Origin of the sequence: Actinomadura sp. CNU-125, assembly GCF_001942465.1 — a bacterium.
Taxonomy (GTDB): Bacteria; Actinomycetota; Actinomycetes; order Streptosporangiales; family Streptosporangiaceae; genus Spirillospora.
Map to the genome: position 1 here is coordinate 1 of NZ_MKJY01000097.1, position 16801 is coordinate 16801.

16 protein-coding genes and 1 pseudogene are annotated in these 16801 nt (G+C 73.9%); 6 read left to right on the forward strand and 11 right to left on the reverse strand.

Annotation, left to right across the window (positions count from 1 at the left end; translation table 11 throughout):
* Positions 1-355 precede the first annotated feature (355 nt).
* The 3 genes and pseudogenes from BJF79_RS12650 to BJF79_RS12660 all read left to right on the forward strand — a co-directional run bounded on the left by BJF79_RS12650 (position 356) and on the right by BJF79_RS12660 (position 2585).
* A complete protein-coding gene (locus tag BJF79_RS12650; protein WP_075897288.1) occupies positions 356-928 on the forward strand; it encodes a hypothetical protein in 573 nt (190 codons plus the stop codon).
* A 165-nt stretch (positions 929-1093) separates the two neighbouring features.
* A pseudogene (locus tag BJF79_RS12655) lies at positions 1094-1750 on the forward strand (serine/threonine-protein kinase); the annotation flags it as partial.
* 175 nt (positions 1751-1925) lie between these two features.
* Entirely contained in the window at positions 1926-2585 is a 660-nt protein-coding gene (locus BJF79_RS12660; protein ID WP_075897290.1) for a hypothetical protein, read from the forward strand.
* 71 nt (positions 2586-2656) lie between these two features.
* On the opposite strand, the gene BJF79_RS12665 is transcribed toward BJF79_RS12660, so the two are convergent.
* Positions 2657-3505, reverse strand: coding sequence for a hypothetical protein (locus tag BJF79_RS12665; protein WP_075897292.1), 849 nt, complete (start codon positions 3503-3505; stop codon positions 2657-2659).
* A 161-nt stretch (positions 3506-3666) separates the two neighbouring features.
* Here BJF79_RS12665 and hisN point away from each other — a divergent pair, with 161 nt between their 5' ends.
* Both hisN and BJF79_RS12675 read left to right on the forward strand, forming a co-directional pair.
* Positions 3667-4470: a histidinol-phosphatase gene (hisN, locus tag BJF79_RS12670; protein ID WP_075897294.1), complete on the forward strand. Its 804-nt coding sequence runs from the start codon at positions 3667-3669 to the stop codon at positions 4468-4470.
* A 105-nt stretch (positions 4471-4575) separates the two neighbouring features.
* Positions 4576-4767 carry a hypothetical protein gene (locus BJF79_RS12675; RefSeq protein WP_075897296.1) on the forward strand — a complete coding sequence of 64 codons (192 nt, stop codon included), beginning with the start codon at positions 4576-4578 and terminating at the stop codon, positions 4765-4767.
* A 39-nt stretch (positions 4768-4806) separates the two neighbouring features.
* On the opposite strand, the gene BJF79_RS12680 is transcribed toward BJF79_RS12675, so the two are convergent.
* The 3 genes from BJF79_RS12680 to BJF79_RS12685 all read right to left on the reverse strand — a co-directional run bounded on the left by BJF79_RS12680 (position 4807) and on the right by BJF79_RS12685 (position 7013).
* Positions 4807-5877, reverse strand: a complete 1071-nt coding sequence (locus BJF79_RS12680; protein WP_262401933.1) for a carboxylesterase family protein — start codon at positions 5875-5877, stop codon at positions 4807-4809.
* On the reverse strand, positions 5874-6269 hold the full coding sequence (locus BJF79_RS59625; RefSeq protein ID WP_262401934.1) for a carboxylesterase family protein: 396 nt from the start codon (positions 6267-6269) through the stop codon (positions 5874-5876). The genes BJF79_RS12680 and BJF79_RS59625 overlap by 4 nt, the downstream gene beginning before the upstream one ends.
* A 90-nt stretch (positions 6270-6359) precedes the next feature.
* Positions 6360-7013 (reverse strand): TetR/AcrR family transcriptional regulator, encoded by a 654-nt coding sequence (locus BJF79_RS12685; protein WP_075897298.1) that lies wholly within the window; start codon positions 7011-7013, stop codon positions 6360-6362.
* 104 nt (positions 7014-7117) lie between these two features.
* Between BJF79_RS12685 and BJF79_RS12690 the strand changes: the two genes are divergently transcribed.
* Complete coding sequence (locus BJF79_RS12690) at positions 7118-7984, forward strand: oxygenase MpaB family protein (RefSeq protein ID WP_075897300.1); 867 nt, start codon at positions 7118-7120, stop codon at positions 7982-7984.
* Positions 7985-7993: 9 nt separating this feature from the next.
* On the opposite strand, the gene BJF79_RS12695 is transcribed toward BJF79_RS12690, so the two are convergent.
* The 7 genes from BJF79_RS12695 to BJF79_RS12725 all read right to left on the reverse strand — a co-directional run bounded on the left by BJF79_RS12695 (position 7994) and on the right by BJF79_RS12725 (position 16698).
* Positions 7994-8803 (reverse strand): SDR family oxidoreductase, encoded by an 810-nt coding sequence (locus BJF79_RS12695; RefSeq protein WP_075897302.1) that lies wholly within the window; start codon positions 8801-8803, stop codon positions 7994-7996.
* A complete protein-coding gene (locus tag BJF79_RS12700; RefSeq protein ID WP_075897304.1) occupies positions 8800-10155 on the reverse strand; it encodes a cytochrome P450 in 1356 nt (451 codons plus the stop codon). Before BJF79_RS12700 ends, BJF79_RS12695 begins: the two co-directional genes overlap by 4 nt.
* 87 nt (positions 10156-10242) lie before the next feature.
* A complete protein-coding gene (locus tag BJF79_RS12705; protein ID WP_083733378.1) occupies positions 10243-13200 on the reverse strand; it encodes an AMP-binding protein in 2958 nt (985 codons plus the stop codon).
* A gap of 51 nt (positions 13201-13251) precedes the next feature.
* Positions 13252-14898, reverse strand: coding sequence for an AMP-binding protein (locus BJF79_RS12710; RefSeq protein ID WP_075897306.1), 1647 nt, complete (start codon positions 14896-14898; stop codon positions 13252-13254).
* A 122-nt stretch (positions 14899-15020) separates the two neighbouring features.
* A complete protein-coding gene (locus tag BJF79_RS12715; RefSeq protein WP_075897308.1) occupies positions 15021-15389 on the reverse strand; it encodes a DUF3054 domain-containing protein in 369 nt (122 codons plus the stop codon).
* A 9-nt stretch (positions 15390-15398) separates the two neighbouring features.
* On the reverse strand, positions 15399-15896 hold the full coding sequence (locus BJF79_RS12720; protein ID WP_075897310.1) for a GyrI-like domain-containing protein: 498 nt from the start codon (positions 15894-15896) through the stop codon (positions 15399-15401).
* A 73-nt stretch (positions 15897-15969) separates the two neighbouring features.
* Positions 15970-16698: a MerR family transcriptional regulator gene (locus BJF79_RS12725; RefSeq protein WP_262401935.1), complete on the reverse strand. Its 729-nt coding sequence runs from the start codon at positions 16696-16698 to the stop codon at positions 15970-15972.
* Positions 16699-16801 lie beyond the last annotated feature (103 nt).

Below are 16801 nucleotides of genomic sequence, written 5' to 3' on the forward strand. Positions count from 1 at the left end.
GCGGCCGCCGCGAGCCGGACCCGCCGCGGCTCGCCGGGCCGCTCGCGCCCGTCCTGGACGGCCTGCTCGCCGCCGCCGCCGGAGCGGCGGATCGGCCCGGACGAGGCCGAGCGCCTGCTCCGCGGGGTCACCGGGCGCGACACCGAACCCGTGACGCCCCCGAGCACGCCGCCGCCGTTCCCGCCCGTGTTCCCGCCTCCGCCGCCCGCACCGCAGAGCTCGCCCGACTGGGCCGGGTACCCGCAGACCGCGCTACGTCCCGCCGGGCGCGCACCCGGCCGGGCCGCCGGGCGGGCCGCCGCCGCGGACGGGCCCGCGGTGGGCGGTCATCGTCCCGATCTGCGTCGTCGCGGTCGTGTTCCTCACCGCCGCCGTCGCCGCCGGGGTGCTGCTCGCCCTCCGCGACGACACCGGACGGGCCGCGTCCGGCGCCACGGGCGGCGAGACGCCCCCGCCCTCGCAGCCGCCGAGCACGCCCCCGTACCGGGTGTACTACGGCGAGGGGTACACCGTGAACGTGCCATTCGACTGGAGCGCCTCCCCGGAGGAGGGCGGGACGCTCTTCTCCGCTCCCGACGCGACGGTGATCCGCACCATCTCGCTCGGGGAGCTCATCGCCGCCGACGACGTCGCGGCCGTCGCCGACGTGGGCGAGGCGCTGGAGCGCGCGGCCGAGTCGTTCGAGGCGGACCCGGTGACCTACCCGGGGTACCGGCAGGAGCGGTTCACGGAACTGCGCTACCTCGGCGCCGACGCGGCGGAACTCCAGTTCACGTTCACCGCGGCCGATGTCGAGTCCCGCATGAGAATGCGGCTGTTCCGTTTCGACGGCGCCATCTACAGCGCCATTCTGACGACGCAGCTGGACCAGTGGAACGCTTCCGTTCCCCACTTCGAGACGTTCCTGCGGACATTCCGCGCCGACTGACCGTCGACCGGACCGTCCGGAGGCCGGATGTGGCCTTAACGGATCGAGGATCGCGGAAACCGAAAGGATCACCGTTATCGTCCCCGATATGCCCCGAGTGATCGCGGACCGGTTCGAGTTGCTGGAGCGCGCTACGAGCTGGGCGAGCTCGTCGGGCGCGGCGGGATGGGCGCGGTGTGGCGGGCCCGGGACCTGCTGCTCGACCGGCAGGTGGCGGTCAAGGAGATGAAGCCGCCGGACGGTCTCGAGGAGGAGCAGATCGCGCGGCTGTACGCGCGGACGTTCCGGGAGGCGCGGTCGGCGGCGCGGCTCGACCATCCCGGCATCGTGATCGTGTACGACGTCGTGGAGGAGGGCGGGCGGCCCTGGATCGTCATGCAGTTCGTCCGGGCGCCGTCGCTGCACGCGGTCGTCCGGGAGGACGGGCCGCTGCCGCCGGGCCGCGTCGCGGAACTCGGCCTGGACCTACTCGGCGCCCTGCGCGCCGCGCACGCCGCCGGGGTGGTGCACCGCGACGTCAAGCCCGGCAACGTCCTGCTGCCGGACGGACGTGCCGTGCTCACCGACTTCGGCATCGCGACCGCCGCCGGCGACGAGACCCTCACCCGCAGCGGCGCGCTCATGGGGTCGCCCGCCTACATGGCGCCCGAGCAGGCCCGCGGACGCAAGGCGTCCCCGGCGTCGGACCTGTGGTCGTTCGGCGCGACCCTGTACGCGGCGGTCGAGGGCCGCCCGCCGTACCGGCGCCCCGACGTCTGGGGCGTGCTGACGGCGCTGGCGTCGGACGACCCGGATCCGCTCCGGCTGGCCGGTCCCCTCGCACCGGTCGTCCGGGGGCTGCTGCGCAAGGACCCGGATCAGCGGATGCGGCCGGACGAGGCCGAGCGGATGCTCCGCCGGATCGCCGCGGACCCGTCCGCCTTCACCGCGACCGTTCCGCCGCCGGACGTCGCGGCGGCACGGCGGACGACGGGACCGATCCCCTCGCGGCCGAGCCGTGGACCCCGGCGCCGGAGCCCGCCGCCCGGCGGCCGAGGCGGCGCGGGCGCAGCTCGGCGCCGCGGCGGCCGTCTCCGCCGTGCTGGTGTCGTCGATCATCGTGACGCCCCTGGCCTTCGACTCCGGCGAGGAAACCCGGGCGGGCGGATCCTCCGCGACGTCACCGGCGGCGGAGCGCAACGTTCCCGAGCAGGGCGGCGACACCGCCGACGCCCGGTTCGTGCGGTTCGGCGGAACGGACTACGAGGCCGACGTCCCGAAGGGATGGAAGATGTCGGCGGACGAACCCGGCCGCCTCCGCTTCCTCGACGCGTCGCAGGGGTCCCCCCGCAGCCTGTCGTTCCGGCGCGGCGGCTCCGCGGACGACGACTACGCGGGCACGCTCACCCGGTTGGCGGAGGACCTGGCGAACGACGAGGAAGAGTACCCCGGCTTCGAGCAGGAAGGCGCGATCCGCGACATCGCCTACCAGGGGTTCGAAGCGGCCGAGATCCAGTACACCTACGACTACGACGGCGTGCCCTCGCGGGTCCGCATACGGCTCTTCCACTTCGGCGATTCCAACGCCTCCGTGCTGCTGCACGCCCCGGTCGCCCTCTGGGACGAGTCCGTCCCGTACTACGAGCGGTTCCTGCAGACGCTCCGCGAGCTCTCCTAGCGGCCTCGCCGCACCGGGCAGGTCACGCGTTCGCGCGCGGACGAGGCGGCTTCGAGTCCGGCCCTAGCCTCCTAGCCCTCCGGGGACTCCCCGAGGAGCGCGCGGGCGCGTTTCTCGGCCTCGGCCAGCGCCCGGACGTGCCCGGGCGCGAGGTCCTGGACGCAGGCGGTCATCTCCTCGGCGACGTGGCTGAACGCGTTCTCCTCCGCGCCGCGCAGCGCGGCCCGGACGGTCGCGGAGCGGGCGCCGAGCGCCGCCCATTCGAGTTCGAGGCGGGCGACGGCCTCGTCGAACGCGCGCGCCACCTCGGTCGCGGAGGCGGCCAGCTCGGCCGGGACGGGACCGCGCCCGGCGCGGCGGGCCGAGCCCGACAGGGCGGAGATCCGGCCGGCGAGGTCCAGGCCCTCGCGGGCGAGGGGCAGCACGTCCTGGACGAGCGCGGTGACGGCCCCGGCCAGTTCCTCGACGCGCGTGAGGAGCGTCCGCACGGCCTCCTCCAGCGCGCGGGACGTCCGGTCGGCGACCCGTTCGGCGGCCTCCCGCTCCCGCTCGGACAGGAGCGGGACGACGTCGCGTTCCAGGAGCCGCCGCAGTTCGCGCTCGCGGTCGCGGTCGAGCGGGCCGTCGCGTCCGGCCCGGTCGGCCCAGAGGCGTTCGATGCGTTTCTCCCCGGAGGCGGCGATCTCCCCCGTGATCTCTTCGAGGGCATCGCGGGCGCGGGCCTTCAGCCGGTCGACGCGGCCGTGCAGCGCCTCGCGCCGGAACGGGTCGTTCAGCTCCGTCAGCTGCGACTGGAGCCGGCGGGACACGTCGATGGCGTGCTCGGCCAGCGGGACGAGCCGGTCGGCGAGCTCGTCCAGGGTGCGGGCCCGGCGCGGGTCGGTCAGTTCGGCCACCCATCCGGGCAGGTCGTGGGACATGCGCCCATGCTGCCATCGGACGGGCCTTCCGGGCGGGCCTTCCGGGCGGGCGGTCACGCGACCGGCGGCCGGACGGGCGCCGCGCGCCCGGTGCCCGGGGCCCGGGGCCCGGGGCCGCCGAGTGTGTCGGGGCGCCGCCCGTCGCGGTAGCGTGGCACGCCGTGGCGGGCTATTCCGATGACCTGCGATTCGCACACGTGCTGGCGGACCAGGCCGATGACATCACGACCAAGCGCTTCCGCGCGCTCGATCTCGACGTCGAGACCAAGCCGGACCTGACGCCGGTGAGCGACGCCGACCGCGGCGTCGAGGAGCAGCTTCGCGCCACGCTGGGCCGGTCCCGGCCGCGCGACGCGGTCCTCGGCGAGGAGTACGGGCGGACCGGGGGCGGGAACCGCTGCTGGGTCATCGACCCGATCGACGCGACGAAGAACTTCGTGCGGGGCGTGCCGGTGTGGGCGACGCTGATCGCGCTGATGGAGAACGACGAGGTGGTCGTCGGGGTGGTGTCGGCGCCCGCGCTGAACCGGCGCTGGTGGGCGGCGCGGGGCGGCGGCGCGTTCACCGGCCGCAGCCTGACCCGGGCGACGCCGATCAGCGTGTCGGCGGTCACGGAGCTGTCGGACGCGTCGCTGTCGTTCTCCAGCCTGAGCGGCTGGGAGGAGCAGGGGCGGCTGGAGCAGTTCCTGGAGCTGTCGCGCGAGGTGTGGCGGACGCGGGCGTTCGGCGACTTCTGGTCGCACATGATGGTCGCCGAGGGCGCCGTGGACGTGTCGACGGAGCCGGAGGTGTCGCTGTGGGACCTCGCGGCGCTGCAGGTGATCGTCGAGGAGGCGGGCGGGATGTTCACCGATCTGAACGGGGTGCCCGGGCCGGACGGCGGCAGCGTCGTGTGCACGAACGGCAAGCTGCACGCGGACGTCCTGCGCACGCTGGGCGGCGGTCAGCTGTCGCTGCGCATCTGAGCGGTTCCCCCCGGCACTGGCCTGCGGGCGACTCGCGACATATCGTGGAACGACGGTCGCCGCGAGGTCGTTGTCCCTGATGGGCGGCCAGTATCGGAGGTAGACATGTCGACCCAGACCAAGATTGTGATCGGCGGTGTCGCCGTCGGCTTCCTGACCCTGTTCATTTTCCCGTGGTGGCTCACCGCGCTGATCATCCTCGGTGTGCTCGCCGCGCCCGTCGTCGGGTACCTGGCGCTCGACCCGTCCCAGCGCAAGCGGGTCCGGGCGCAGGGGCGCAAGCGGCTGAACGGCTGACGCGGCCCGGCCGGGAGTCGCCTCCCGGCCGACGCGGCGTCAGTCCCAGAGTTCGCGGTCGGCGCCGCGCGGGTCGCGGACCGTCCCGTCGGTCTCGCCGCCGAAGACGCGGACGGTGCGGTCCCGCGCGTCGAACGGGTCCCAGCCGGGGTCGCCGTCCGCCGCGAACCGCACCCACGCGCGGTGCATGGCGTCGGCGAGGGCCTGCGGCGGGTTCGGCCCCGCGAGCGCCGAGTCGGGTTCGAGGTTGTCGAACACGAACCCGAGTTCGAGGGCGTGGCACGCGCCGAGGCCGTGGTTCGGGGACCGCCAGCCGAACTCGTACATCCACGTCCGCCCGCCGTTCGCGGCGTGCCCGGCGGCGGTGCGGTGCACCGGCATCCGGAACAGGCTGTCGGTGACGATCGTCGCCATCAGCTCGCCCGCGGTGAGGTCGGGGTGCCGGTCGCGGTAGGCGGCGGCGACCGCGGGCGGCACGCCCATCCCGGCGGTGGCGGCGCCGACCAGGTCGTCGGTGAGGGCGGCGGCGACGCCGGTCGGCATCAGGAACAGCCGGAACTCCTCGGCGGTGTACCCGGTGAGCAGGTCCACGTCCCGTCCGGCACCGGCCGCGACGGCGTCCTCGGGACGGGCGGTGATCAGCTCGCCGTCGACGATCGGGGTGAGCGCCATCGCGCCGGACGCGGTGGTGGCGCCCCACCGGCCCGGGTCGGGCAGCGCCGACACCTCGCCGGACACGGCGGCCTGCACCGGGACGATCGCGGCCGGGTCGAGCGCGGCGAACGCCTCGGCGGTCGGCGCGACGCCGAGGCGGGCGGCGATCTCCTTGGCGACGAGCAGCGCGTCGTCCGGGTCCTGCGCGATGTTGCCCGACCCGCTCTGCGTGATCGCGCGCCGGAACAGGCCGAGGTCGAGGGAGAGCAGGGTCGTGACGCTCATCCCGCCCGCCGACTCGCCGAACACCGTGACGCGGCCGGGGTCGCCGCCGAACGCCGCGATGTTGTCGCGGACCCATTCCAGCGCGGCGATCTGGTCGAGCACGCCCCGGTTGGGCGGGGCACCGGCCAGGCTCGCGAACCCCTCGACGCCGAGCCGGTAGTTGATCGTCACGCAGACGACGCCGTCCCGCGCGAAGTTGTGCCCGTTGTACGTCGGGACGCGCCGGACCCGTTCACGAACGCGCCGCCGTGGATCCACACCATGACCGGCAGCCCGGAGCCGCCGGGGTCGGGGGTCCAGACGTTGAGGTTGAGGCAGTCCTCGCCCGGGATCTCGGGGTCCGGGAGGAGGGTCTTGAACGCGCCCGCGTAGCCGGGCTTCGGCGCCGTCGGGCCGTACTCGGTCATGGGCCGGACCGAGTCCCACGGCTCGGGCGGCCGCGGGGCCCGGAACCGGTTCGGGCCGAACGGCGGCGCGGCGTACGGAATGCCGAGGAACGCGCTGACGCCGTCCCGCGTGCTGCCCAGGACCCTGCCGGACCGGGTGCGGACCACCGGCTCCATATCGCGCCTCCGGTTCTAGAACGAAATTCCAACAACCCGAAGACTACGGGACCCCGCCCCGCCCGGCGACCCCCGATCGCGCCCGGACCGTCAGGGGCGGTGGAGCAGGCGGGTGAGGTAGTGGCGGGCGAAGGCGCGGATGTCGTCGTCCTCCTCCAGGGGCAGGCCGCCGCCGGGGACGAGCAGTAGCGACGCGGCGAGCCGTACCAGTACCTCGGCGACGGCGTCGTGGTCGGCGGCGTCGGCCGGACGGGCGCGGCGGAGCCGTTCGGCGAGGACGTCGCGGGCCGCGACCAGCACCGCGCCGCCGTTCATGCCGAGCTGCGGCAGCAGGGTCTCCGGTTCGCTCTCCAGGACGCGCCGCATCAGCGGGTGGCGGCGGGCGCCCTGCAGGCCCGCGACGAAGCCTTCGACGACGGCGTCCTCGGGGGTGGCGAGGTCCTCGGTGGCGCGGGCGATCGCGGTGAGGAAGCGGCGCACCTCCCGCAGGATCACCGCCTGCAGCAGCCCGTCCTTGTTGGTGAACCGGCGGTAGATGGTGGTGCGCGCGACGCCGGCCCGGCGGGCGACGTCCTCGACGCTGACGCGGCGGAGCCCGTAGGTCTCGAACTCGGCGAGGGCGGCGTCCAGGATCCGGGCGGCCGGGTCGTCGGCCCCGGGCTCGGGCGCCGCCAGGCGGGCCAGCAGCCCGGGAGCGCCCGCGTCGACGTCGAGCTCATCGACGTCGGTCGCATCGGTCGTCATGCCCGCACCCTAACGGCGTCCCGGACCCGCCCGGCACCCCACCGGCGCAACAAAGCTACAATTCTCGTTGTTCTGTTCCATCCGCGTCTCCCCCGGCGGTGCTCATGACGGATCCGGCTCCCTCCCCGCTCGGCCCCGGCTCGCTCACCTGGCGTTATTTCGGCGACACCCGCATGCTGCTGGTCGGCCCGCGCGCGGCCGTCCTGCAGAACATGCTGCCCGCGCTCGGCCAGGGCGTCCTGGACCACTCGGTGTTCTTCGCGGAGACGTTCGCGCGGCTGCAGCGGTCCGCCGGGCCGATCCTGAACACCGTCTACGGCGGGGAGCGCGCCCCGGAGACCGGACGGACGGTGCGCGACTACCACCGCGACATCAAGGGGACGATGCCGGACGGTTCGCGCTACCACGCGCTCGACCCCGAGACGTACTACTGGGCGCACGCGACCTTCCTCGACCACATGCTCTACATGATCGAGACGTTCGTCCGGCCGCTCTCCGAGGCGGACAAGCACCGGATCTACGCGGAGTCGAAGGTGTGGTTCCGGATGTACGGGGTCAGCGAGCGGGCGATGCCGGACGACTGGGACGGCTTCCGCGCGTACTGGCGGCGGATGCTCGACGAGGAGATCGTCGCGCACAAGACCGCCCGGTACGGCGTCGGCTACGTGACGAAGGGGCTGCCCGCGCCGCCGCGCGTCCCGGCGCCGGTGTGGCGGGCGGTGTCGCCGCCGCTGAACGCGGCCGCCCGGTTCGTCACGGTCGGCGGGATGCCGCCCCGGATGCGCGAGCTGCTCGACCTGCCGTGGAGCGCGGCGGACGAGCGCCGGCACCGGCGGTTCGCCGCGCTCGTGCGGCGCGGGAACGCGCTGTGGCCGCTGCTGCCGGAGTCCGTCCGGTACCTGCCGCAGGCCCGCCGCGCCTTCCGGGAGGCGCGGAAGGCGCGGCGGCGCCCGTCGCGGGGCGGGGCCTAGGAAGCGGGGTCAGGAGCCGGAGCGGATGCGGGCGTCGTAGCCCTTGCGGGCCGCCGGGTCGTACTCCAGGAAGATCCGGTCGAGGCCGTAGCGGCGGGAGACCGCCCGCCGGACCCGGTCGGGGAACAGCGCCCCGAGCCGGGTCTGCGCGCCGAGCTTCTTCGGCACGACGACCTGCGGGCGCGGCCGTCCGATCAGCTCGACGACCGCGGCGGCGATGTCCTCGGGCTCGCAGTTGCGCATCCCGTTGGGGCTGGCCGTTCCCGCGACCAGCTCGGTGTTGGTGAACGACGGCAGGACGGCGCCGACGTGCACGCCCCGGTCCCGCACCTCCAGCCGCGTCGCCTCGGTGAACGCGACGACGGCGGCCTTGCTGGCGTTGTAGAGGGCCAGGCCGGGGGTGTAGAGGATCCCGGCGAGCGACGCGACGTTGACGATGTGGCCGTGCCCGCGCGGCAGCATCCGGTCGAGGGCGAGCTTGGTGCCGGTCATCACACCATGCACGTTGATGTCGAGGCAGCGGCGGGCGTCGGCCTCGCTCTCCTGCGTGACGGGCCCGATCGGCATGATCCCCGCGTTGTTGATCAGGACGTCGAGGGGGCCGGCCGCCGCTTCGGCCGCGTCGAGGAACGCCGCGAACGACTCGCGGGACGTGACGTCCACGACGAGCCCGGTGACGCCCAGGTCGTCCGCCGCCGCCCGCACCGCGGCCTCGTCGATGTCGCCGATGACGACGGCCGCGCCGCGCGCCTTGACGGCGCGGGCGGTGGCGAGCCCGATGCCGCGCGCCGCCCCGGTGATCGCGATGACCTTGCTCACGGGGTCTCCAGACGGTCGAGGCGGACGGGCAGGCCGTCCTTGGGCGAGGGCAGGGACGTGGTGTCCAGCGGCCATTCGTACCGTGCCGGGACGCTCCACCGGTACCGCTGCAGCACCTGGTGCAGGATCGTCTTGACCTGCATCCCGGCGAAGTAGAGCCCGATGCACTTGTGCGCGCCGCCGCCGAACGGCGCCCAGGCGTACTTGTGCGCCTTGTCCTCGCGGCGTTCGGCGGAGAACCGTTCGGGGTCGAAGCGCTCGGGGTCGGGCCACCATTCGGCCATGTGGTGGTTGCTGAGCATCGGCACCACGACGACCGTCCCGGCGGGCACGTGGAACCCGAGGATCGAGGTGTCCTTGACGACCTTGCGGGGCAGCGCCGGGACGGGCGCGACCATCCGCAGCGACTCCTTCATCACCATGTCGATGCCGGTGAACGCGTCGAGGTCGTCGTAGCCGGGCCGGGGCTTGCCGAGGGCGCGGGACTCGTCGCGGAGCCGCTCCTGCCACTCGGGGTACTTCGCCAGGTAGTAGGCCATCGTGGTCAGCGTGATGGTGGTGGTGTCGTGCGCCGCCATCAGCGCGAAGATCATGTGGTTGACGACGTCCTCGTCGGTGAAGCGGTGGCCGTCGTCGGTCTCGGCCTGGCACAGCGCGGCGAACAGGTCGTCGCCGCCGTCGCGGCGCTTGGCGGGCAGGTGCCGGTAGAAGAACTCCTCCAGCACCTTGCGCGCCCGCAGCCCCTTCTGCCAGCGCAGGCCGGGCACGGGGAAGCGCACGTAGGCGGTCCCGGCGCGGACGGCGTCGACGAACGCGCCGTTGACGCGGTCGCGTTCGGCGCGGTCGAGCTCGACGCCCATGAACACGTCGACCGCGAGGTCGAGGGTGAGCTGCTTCAGGTGGTCGTACACCTTGAAGTCCGGCCCGGGCTCCCAGGCGTCCAGGCCCTTGACGATGCCGGGCGCCATCGCGTCCATGTAGGCGCGCAGCCGGGGGCGGGTGAACGCCTGCTGCATGATGCGGCGGTGGTGCAGGTGCTCCTCGAAGTCCAGGAGCATGATGCCGCGGTTGAAGAACGGGCCGATGAAGTAGCTCCAAGCGGGGCCGTTGGCGAAGGCCTTGTCCCGGTTGACCAGGACGACCTCGGCGGCCTCGGGCCCCTGCACCGTGCAGGTGCGCTGCCCGAGGAGCCAGCCCCACGCGACCGGCCCGTACGCGTCGTAGCGCTTGCGGGCCTGGCCGATCGGGTCGCGCATCACCGAGAGCGTGTTGCCGATGTAGGGAATGCCCGGCACGCCGGGTACCGCTTTCAGGTCGCTGCCCTGGGGCGGCGGCGCGAGGACGCCCGTCATGGCACCTCCGGGGGGAAATGTGTGCAACAAAAGGACGAAAACTGTTGCTTCGTTGTAACGCAGCGGACGCCGGTAAGTCCAGACTTATCAAGGGTGACCTGCGACGCCCTCCGACCGGTCGCGCTCGGGGGCGGCCAGCAGGTTCCGGCGCGCCCGTCCGGACAGCGGCCGGTAGCCGCCGCTCCGGTCGCGCGCGTACGACCGGCGGTCGCCCGCCTCCGGCACCCCCTCGTCGCGCAGCGGCCCGGTCCGCGGCCGCCGCCCGGCCGTCACCGGGATCTCGTCCACCACCCGGACCAGCCGGGGACGCAGCCGGAACTCCAGCCGCAGCAGCGCCTGCGACACGTCGAGGAGCTTCAGCTCGGCGCCGTCCCGCAGCCGGACGGCCGCCGCGACGATCTCCGCGTCGCCCACCGGGATCCCGTAGACGGCGACGGCGTCGATGTACGGCAGCTCGCCGAGCGCGTCCCGGATCGGGCCCGGCGGGACGATCCCCTCGGCCGTCCGGATCAGCTCCGCGTCCCGCCCGACCAGCCAGAAGTCGCCGTCGGCGTCGCGGGTGAACAGGTCCCCGGTGATCGACCACGCGTCGTCCGGCTCGAACACCCCGCGCACCGGGCGGGCCGCGTCCCCGAGCGCCGCGGGACGCACCCGCGACAGCAGCATGCCGATCTCGTCCGGTTCGCACTCGACCGCGAGCCCGTCCGGCCCCTCGGCGAGCCTGCCCCGCTCCAGGTCGTAGCGGGCGAGCCGCACCGGCGCGCCGCCCGGCAGCGGGCGGCCCAGCGACCCCGGCTTCTTCCCGCTCAGGTTCACCAGCACCGACTCGCCCGCCGTGGACGCGTAGAACTCCAGCACCCGCGCGGGCGCGAACCGCTCCTCGACCCGCCGCCACAGGTTGCGCGGCATCCCCGAGCCGATGAACAGCCGGACGGCGTGGTGCCGCTCGGCCGGGTCCGGGGGCGCGTCCACCAGGTCGCCCAGCAGCGTCCACGTGTAGGACGCGACCGTCGCCCCGTACCGCCGCGCCTCGGCCCAGAACGTCGCGGGGTCGTAGCCGTCGGCCAGCGCGAGCCGCGCGCCGCCCGCGACGGCGCCGCCGAGGCTCATCAGCAGCGCCGACGGATGCTGGATCGGGGTGATGCTGTACACGGTGTCGGACGGCGACAGCGCGGCCGACGAGGCGGTGCCGAACGCCGACAGCGCCCACCGCCGGTTCGTGATCCGGCTGGCCCGCAGGTGCTCGCCGTCCCCGTTGAACACGACGAACGCGAGGTCGCCCGCCCGTCCGGGATTCGGCCGGTACCACGCGGGCGGCTTCAGCTCGGCGACGTCGATGCTCTCCATGTCGGGCAGGAGGTCCCGTCCGGGGGCGCGCGCGCCGCCCAGCAGGTGCGCGGGGACGTCCAGTTCCGCGGCCCGCGCCGCGTGCTCCGGGTCGGCGATCACCCGGGTGACGTTGCCGAGCCGCGCCTCCGCCGCCGGGTCGCCGTCCGGGCGCAGCAGCACCGCGACGGCGCCCAGCCGGGACAGCGCCGCGACGAGCGCGAGCGCCGACGGCCGCGTCCCCATCAGCACCCCGACGGCGTCGCCCTGCCGCACCCCGATGTGGATCAGCCCGCGGACGACCGCGTCCACCCGCTTCTTCGCCGCCTCGTGCGTGTGCGCGCGGTCCCGGTAGACGAAGAACACCTCGTCCGGCATCCGGGCGGCCTGCTCGTCCAGCAGCAGCCCCATCGACATGCGGGTGGAGGAGTGGATCCGCTCCAGCCGCGCGAGCCGCGGCAGGTTCCGCGCGGCCTGCCCGGCGAGCTGCCGGGTCCGCTCGCCGCCCGCGTCACCGTCCGCAAGCGCGACGTCGCGGCGCCGTCCCGACGCTCGTCGCCGAGCTGCAGCCCGTACCCGGCGAGCCCGCCGGGCGGGCGCGCCGCGCGGGCCTCCTCGTCCCCGGTGACGGGCGCGACGATCTCCGGCAGCAGGGCCCGTCCCGGCGCGCCAGCGCGCCCACGCGGCGACGGCGGGCCACGTCTGCTCGGTCGCGACCGACCCGACCACGAGCCCGAAATGCCCGGCGCGCAGGGAGGTCTCGTACACCTGGGCGCGCGGCGCGGCCCGCCGGATGCCGCGCACCATCGGCGGCGCGGCGATCTCGTCGACCTCCCCGACGAACGTCAGCACCGGGCAGGTGATGTCGGCGAGCGTGACCAGTCGGTCACCGATGACGAATCCGCCCGTCAGCATCCGGTTGTGCTGGATGAACTGCCGCAGGAACTCCGCCAGCGCGGGCCCGGGCCACGACACCCAGCCCTCCCGTTCGAGGAACCGCCGCTGCCTTTCCCGGGGCGCCAGCCGCTCCCGGTCGTGCAGCTGCAGGATGAACTCCGCGCGCGACCGCACCGACTTCACCGGGCTGAGCAGCTGGAACCCCAGCCGCGTCACCCAGCCCGGGACCGCGAACTCGCCCAGCGCCCAGTCGGGGATCCGCTCCAGGCCCTCGACCGCCACCCGGCTCGGGACGCCGAACGGCAGCCCGACGCTCGTGTCGGCCGGGCTGCCGAACGTCACGACCGACTCGATGCCCTCGCTGCGCCGGTACGCCGCCACCTGGTAGACGAACATGCCGCCCTGCGAGTAGCCCGCGAGGTGCACGTCCCGTCCGGTGCTCTCGCGGACCCGGTCGACGGCGTCGCTGACCGCGAGGACGTGGTCGGTGACCGTCCGCTCCAGACCGCCCGGCTCACGCTCCGGCGCGCCGAAGTCGACCACCCACGGGTCGGCGCCGAGCCGGCGCAGGACGCCCACCGCGCTCGACCGCGACGAGACGTCGTACACCTCCGCGGTGATCATCAGCGGCGGGACGAGCAGGATCACCGGCCCGTCCCCCGCGTCCGGGAAGTAGTGCCGCAGCCGGTACACCCGCTGCTCGGTCACCACCTCGCACGGCGAGGCGTCCTCATCGGTGTCGAACCCGCCGAAGCGGGCGACCTCCAGGGCGTTCTGCGCGGTGGAACCCAACCGGCGCAGCATTCCGGACACAGACGGCATCGTCGACCTTTCACAGCGTCAACGACATGTTGTCCGTTCCGGGCGCGTTTATCAATCGACGACGCGTGCGCCCTCCATCGCCCCGGCCTGGAACCGCTCGAACATGTACCTTCTGCGCGGTTTCCCGCTGGACGTCCGCTGGATCAGCCCGCCACCGATCACGATCGTCAGCTCCACGTCGTCGCCGAGGCGGCGCCGCAGCATCTCCCGGACGTCCGGCGCCCACGACCCGTCCTGCGTCTCGGCGAACAGCGCGATGCCCTTGCGCCCGGCGCCGGGCACCCCGACCGCCACGATGCGTCCCTTGCCGAGGCCCGTGCTCTCGGCGATCTTGGATTCGAGGTCCTCGACGTACACCGAACGGCCCCGCACCTTGATGCTGTCGCCCATCCGGCCGAGGACGAACAGCTGCCCCTCGTGGAAGAACCCGGCGTCCCCGGTGAACACCCGGCCGTCGATGAACCGCGTCGACTTCGCCTCCGCGCCCGCGAAGTACCCCGGGCACGCCGACGCGCCCCCGACGACGATCTCGCCGAGCAGCCCCTCGCCGAGCTCGCGGCCCTCGTCGTCCACGATCGACACCGGGACGTCGTCCTCCGGCGTGCCGCAGCCGACGATCCACCCGGCCTTCGCGCCGAGCGACTCCGGCCCCAGCGGGTGCTGCTCCAGGATCCGCACCGGCTCCCCGAACGACAGCGCCTCCGGGTCGGGGCGGACCGCCAGCGGGACGCGCCGCGCGTTGTCCATCGTGACCAGCAGCGTCGTCTCGGCCATCCCGTACGCGGGACGGAACGTCGTCCGGGAGAACCCGAACGGCTCCACCAGCCGCGCGAAGACCTCCAGCGCGTGCGGGTCGATCGGCTCCGCGCCGACCAGCGCCATCTTCCAGCCGGACAGGTCGAGCCCCTCCAGCTGCTCCGGCTTCACCCGCCGCGCGCAGTACGCGTACGCGAACGGCGGCGCCGCCGTGTGCGCGGCCTCCGCGAAGCACCGCAGCCAGCGCGCGGGGTCGCGGATGAAGTGGTCCGGGCGCATCAGCCGCAGCGTCCCCTGCCGCGCGATCGGCGTGAGGAACGCCCCGATGAGCCCCATGTCGTGGTACAGCGGCAGCCAGGACGCGACGACGTCGCCGTCCTCGTACCCGGCGGTCCGCGCGATCAGCTCGCTGTTGGCCTCCAGGTTCGCCCAGGTGACCATCACCCCGCGCGGCGAGCCGCTCGACCCGGACGTGAACTGCAGCAGCGCCAGTTCCCCGGCGGGCCGCACCTCGACGTCGTCCCCCTGGCGCGGCCGCCACGGCGTCCCGTCGATCCCCGCCTCGGCCATGGCGCGGCCCGCGTAGTCCGCCAGGTCGTCGGACGCCACCACCAGCACCGGACGCGCCTGCCGCAGGATCGCCGCCACGTGCGTCACGTAGTCGTCGCCGTCCTGGAACAGCGGCGGCGTGATCAGGCACACGGTCGCCCCGGCCGCCCACACCCCGTAGTACGTCTCGACGCACGTGAAGTCGGTGGGCAGGACCACGCACACCACGTCACCGGGCCGGACGCCCTCCTCGATCAGCGCCCCGGCGGTGCGCCGCGCGGCGGCGGCCAGCGCGCCGTAGTCGCGGAACTTCCACCCGCCGTCGTCGGCCGCCAGGTGAACGCCGCGTCCGGGGTTGGGCTTGTCCAGCCAAGCGCGCAGCGCAGATGCCATCGTGTCCCTTTCGACATGCCGGATCGGTCACCCACGTGACTCGTGAGTAACTTCACCAGCGCCCGGGCATCCGCGTCAACAGGGACGGATCATCAAAAAAGACCACCCGGTCATAGAGACCGTCATCCGGAGGCGGCGGCCCTCCGCCCCCGCAGCAGCGCGACCGCGCGCCACCCCAGCATCGTCACGCCGAGGAAGATCAGCGACACGATCACGAACGCCGGGGCCGTCCCCTGCCCGGACGCGACCCGCAGCAGCATCCCGACGACGACGGTCGACAGCCACACGACCACCCCGGCGGGCACGACCGCCTCCGGCCGCCGCCACACCCGCCCGACCGCCCACCCGGCCGCGCCTCCGACGACGAACGGCCAGAGGGTCGTGGCGTACCCGCTCAGGCTCGCGCCCCCGTCGTGCTCGGCCCGTCCGATCAGCACGAAGGCCAGCACGCACACGACGTCGGCGAGCCCCGACAGAACACTCCGCTGCATGAGCTCACGCTATCCGGCCTGTCCCGCCTCCTTGACCAGGTACGCGAGCTCGGTCCGCCACTTGTTCAGATCAGGCTCCTGCGCGGGGTCGGTCAGATAGGACTCGTACACGGCAGCCCAGGCGTCACCGTCCCGATCGAGGAAATGCCCCTCCCCCTCCGCCCAGGCCCGCAGCGCCCGGTGCGCCTCCCCCAGCCCGTCGGGGTGCCCCTCGTGGAGCAGGACGGCGTACGCCCCTTCCGGCAGCGTGCGGGCCAGCACCCGCCCGTCCCCTTCGACGGGCGCGGCGACGGGCACGCCGACTTCGAGTTCGAACGGACGCTCCGTGTCGCCGATCGTCCGGTAGCGGTAGACCGGCCCGCCGCCGGGCGTGATTCCGCGCTGCGCCAGCCAGCCGTAGATCTCGGGGACCAGCGCGTTCGCCCGCCCCCACTCCGCGAGCGTCACACCGATCGGGACGCCCGCGTAGTGGACGGTCCCCCTGTGCACGATCGCCGGCTCGTTCATGATTCGTCTCCTCGTTCGATGACCTGCTGAAATTCGATGACCTGCTCCTCCGGATCGTCCGGGCACGCCAGCGTCACCTCGCGTGCGTGCCCGCGACCCGGTAGCCGTGCGCGTCGATCCACCCGGCGATCTGCTGCCATACCGCGTCCGCCCGGTCCATCGGCCCCCGGTGGACGAACGCGGCCACCTCGGCGCCGTCCAGGACCGCCGCCGTCAGCCCTGGGACCTCGGCGTCGGCGGTGACCGCCGCGTGCACGCGCACGCCGCCCGGGTCCGGTTCGTAGTAGGCGATCATCGTCCCGGGGGTCCCGCCCGCCGCCGCCAGCCGCTCGTAGACCTGCCCGAACAGCGGGACGACGACCGGGGCGATGGCGTCCGGTTCCCAGCCCGCGGCGGTCGCGCTCAGCTCGACGACCCGCTGCGCGGGGACCCGCTTCACGCGGATCTCCTCACCGGGCGGCGTCCCCTCCCGGCGGATCAGCCCGAGCCGCGCCTCGACCCGCGCGAGCCGGTCGAGGTCGTCCGCGACCCGGGCCTGGATTTCCGCTCTCCGCAGCCGCAGCATCCCCTCCAGCTCGGCGACGTCGATCTTGTCGTCGAGGAGGTCGGCCACCTGCCGGAGCGTGAACCCCAGTTCCTTGAGCGCGACGATCCGGTTCAGCCGGGCGAGCTGCGCCGCTTCGTAGTAGCGACGTCCGCCCGCGTCGACGCGGGCGGGCACGAGCAACCCGAGCGAGTCGTAGTGCCGCAGACTGCGCACCGACACCCGTCCGAAGCGAGCGAAATCCCCGATGGCGAACATGCGACCAGTTCTACGACCTGACACCGCGTCAGGTGCAAGCCCGCACCAAAAGATCGCCCCCAAGAAACCCAACCTGACAAACCGACCAAAAGCGGGGTCTAGG

Excerpts from the sequence above, each read along its gene's own strand:
- BJF79_RS12665 (WP_075897292.1), bottom strand. The coding sequence starts at position 3,505 with ATGTCCCACGACCTGCCCGGATGGGTGGCCGAACTGACCGACCCGCGC.
- BJF79_RS12675 (WP_075897296.1), top strand. The coding sequence starts at position 4,576 with ATGTCGACCCAGACCAAGATTGTGATCGGCGGTGTCGCCGTCGGCTTC.
- BJF79_RS59625 (WP_262401934.1), bottom strand. The coding sequence starts at position 6,269 with ATGGAGCCGGTGGTCCGCACCCGGTCCGGCAGGGTCCTGGGCAGCACG.
- BJF79_RS12685 (WP_075897298.1), bottom strand. The coding sequence starts at position 7,013 with ATGACGACCGATGCGACCGACGTCGATGAGCTCGACGTCGACGCGGGC.
- BJF79_RS12690 (WP_075897300.1), top strand. The coding sequence starts at position 7,118 with ATGACGGATCCGGCTCCCTCCCCGCTCGGCCCCGGCTCGCTCACCTGG.
- BJF79_RS12700 (WP_075897304.1), bottom strand. The coding sequence starts at position 10,155 with ATGACGGGCGTCCTCGCGCCGCCGCCCCAGGGCAGCGACCTGAAAGCG.
- BJF79_RS12705 (WP_083733378.1), bottom strand. The coding sequence starts at position 13,200 with ATGCCGTCTGTGTCCGGAATGCTGCGCCGGTTGGGTTCCACCGCGCAG.
- BJF79_RS12710 (WP_075897306.1), bottom strand. The coding sequence starts at position 14,898 with ATGGCATCTGCGCTGCGCGCTTGGCTGGACAAGCCCAACCCCGGACGC.
- BJF79_RS12715 (WP_075897308.1), bottom strand. The coding sequence starts at position 15,389 with ATGCAGCGGAGTGTTCTGTCGGGGCTCGCCGACGTCGTGTGCGTGCTG.
- BJF79_RS12720 (WP_075897310.1), bottom strand. The coding sequence starts at position 15,896 with ATGAACGAGCCGGCGATCGTGCACAGGGGGACCGTCCACTACGCGGGC.
- BJF79_RS12725 (WP_262401935.1), bottom strand. The coding sequence starts at position 16,698 with ATGTTCGCCATCGGGGATTTCGCTCGCTTCGGACGGGTGTCGGTGCGC.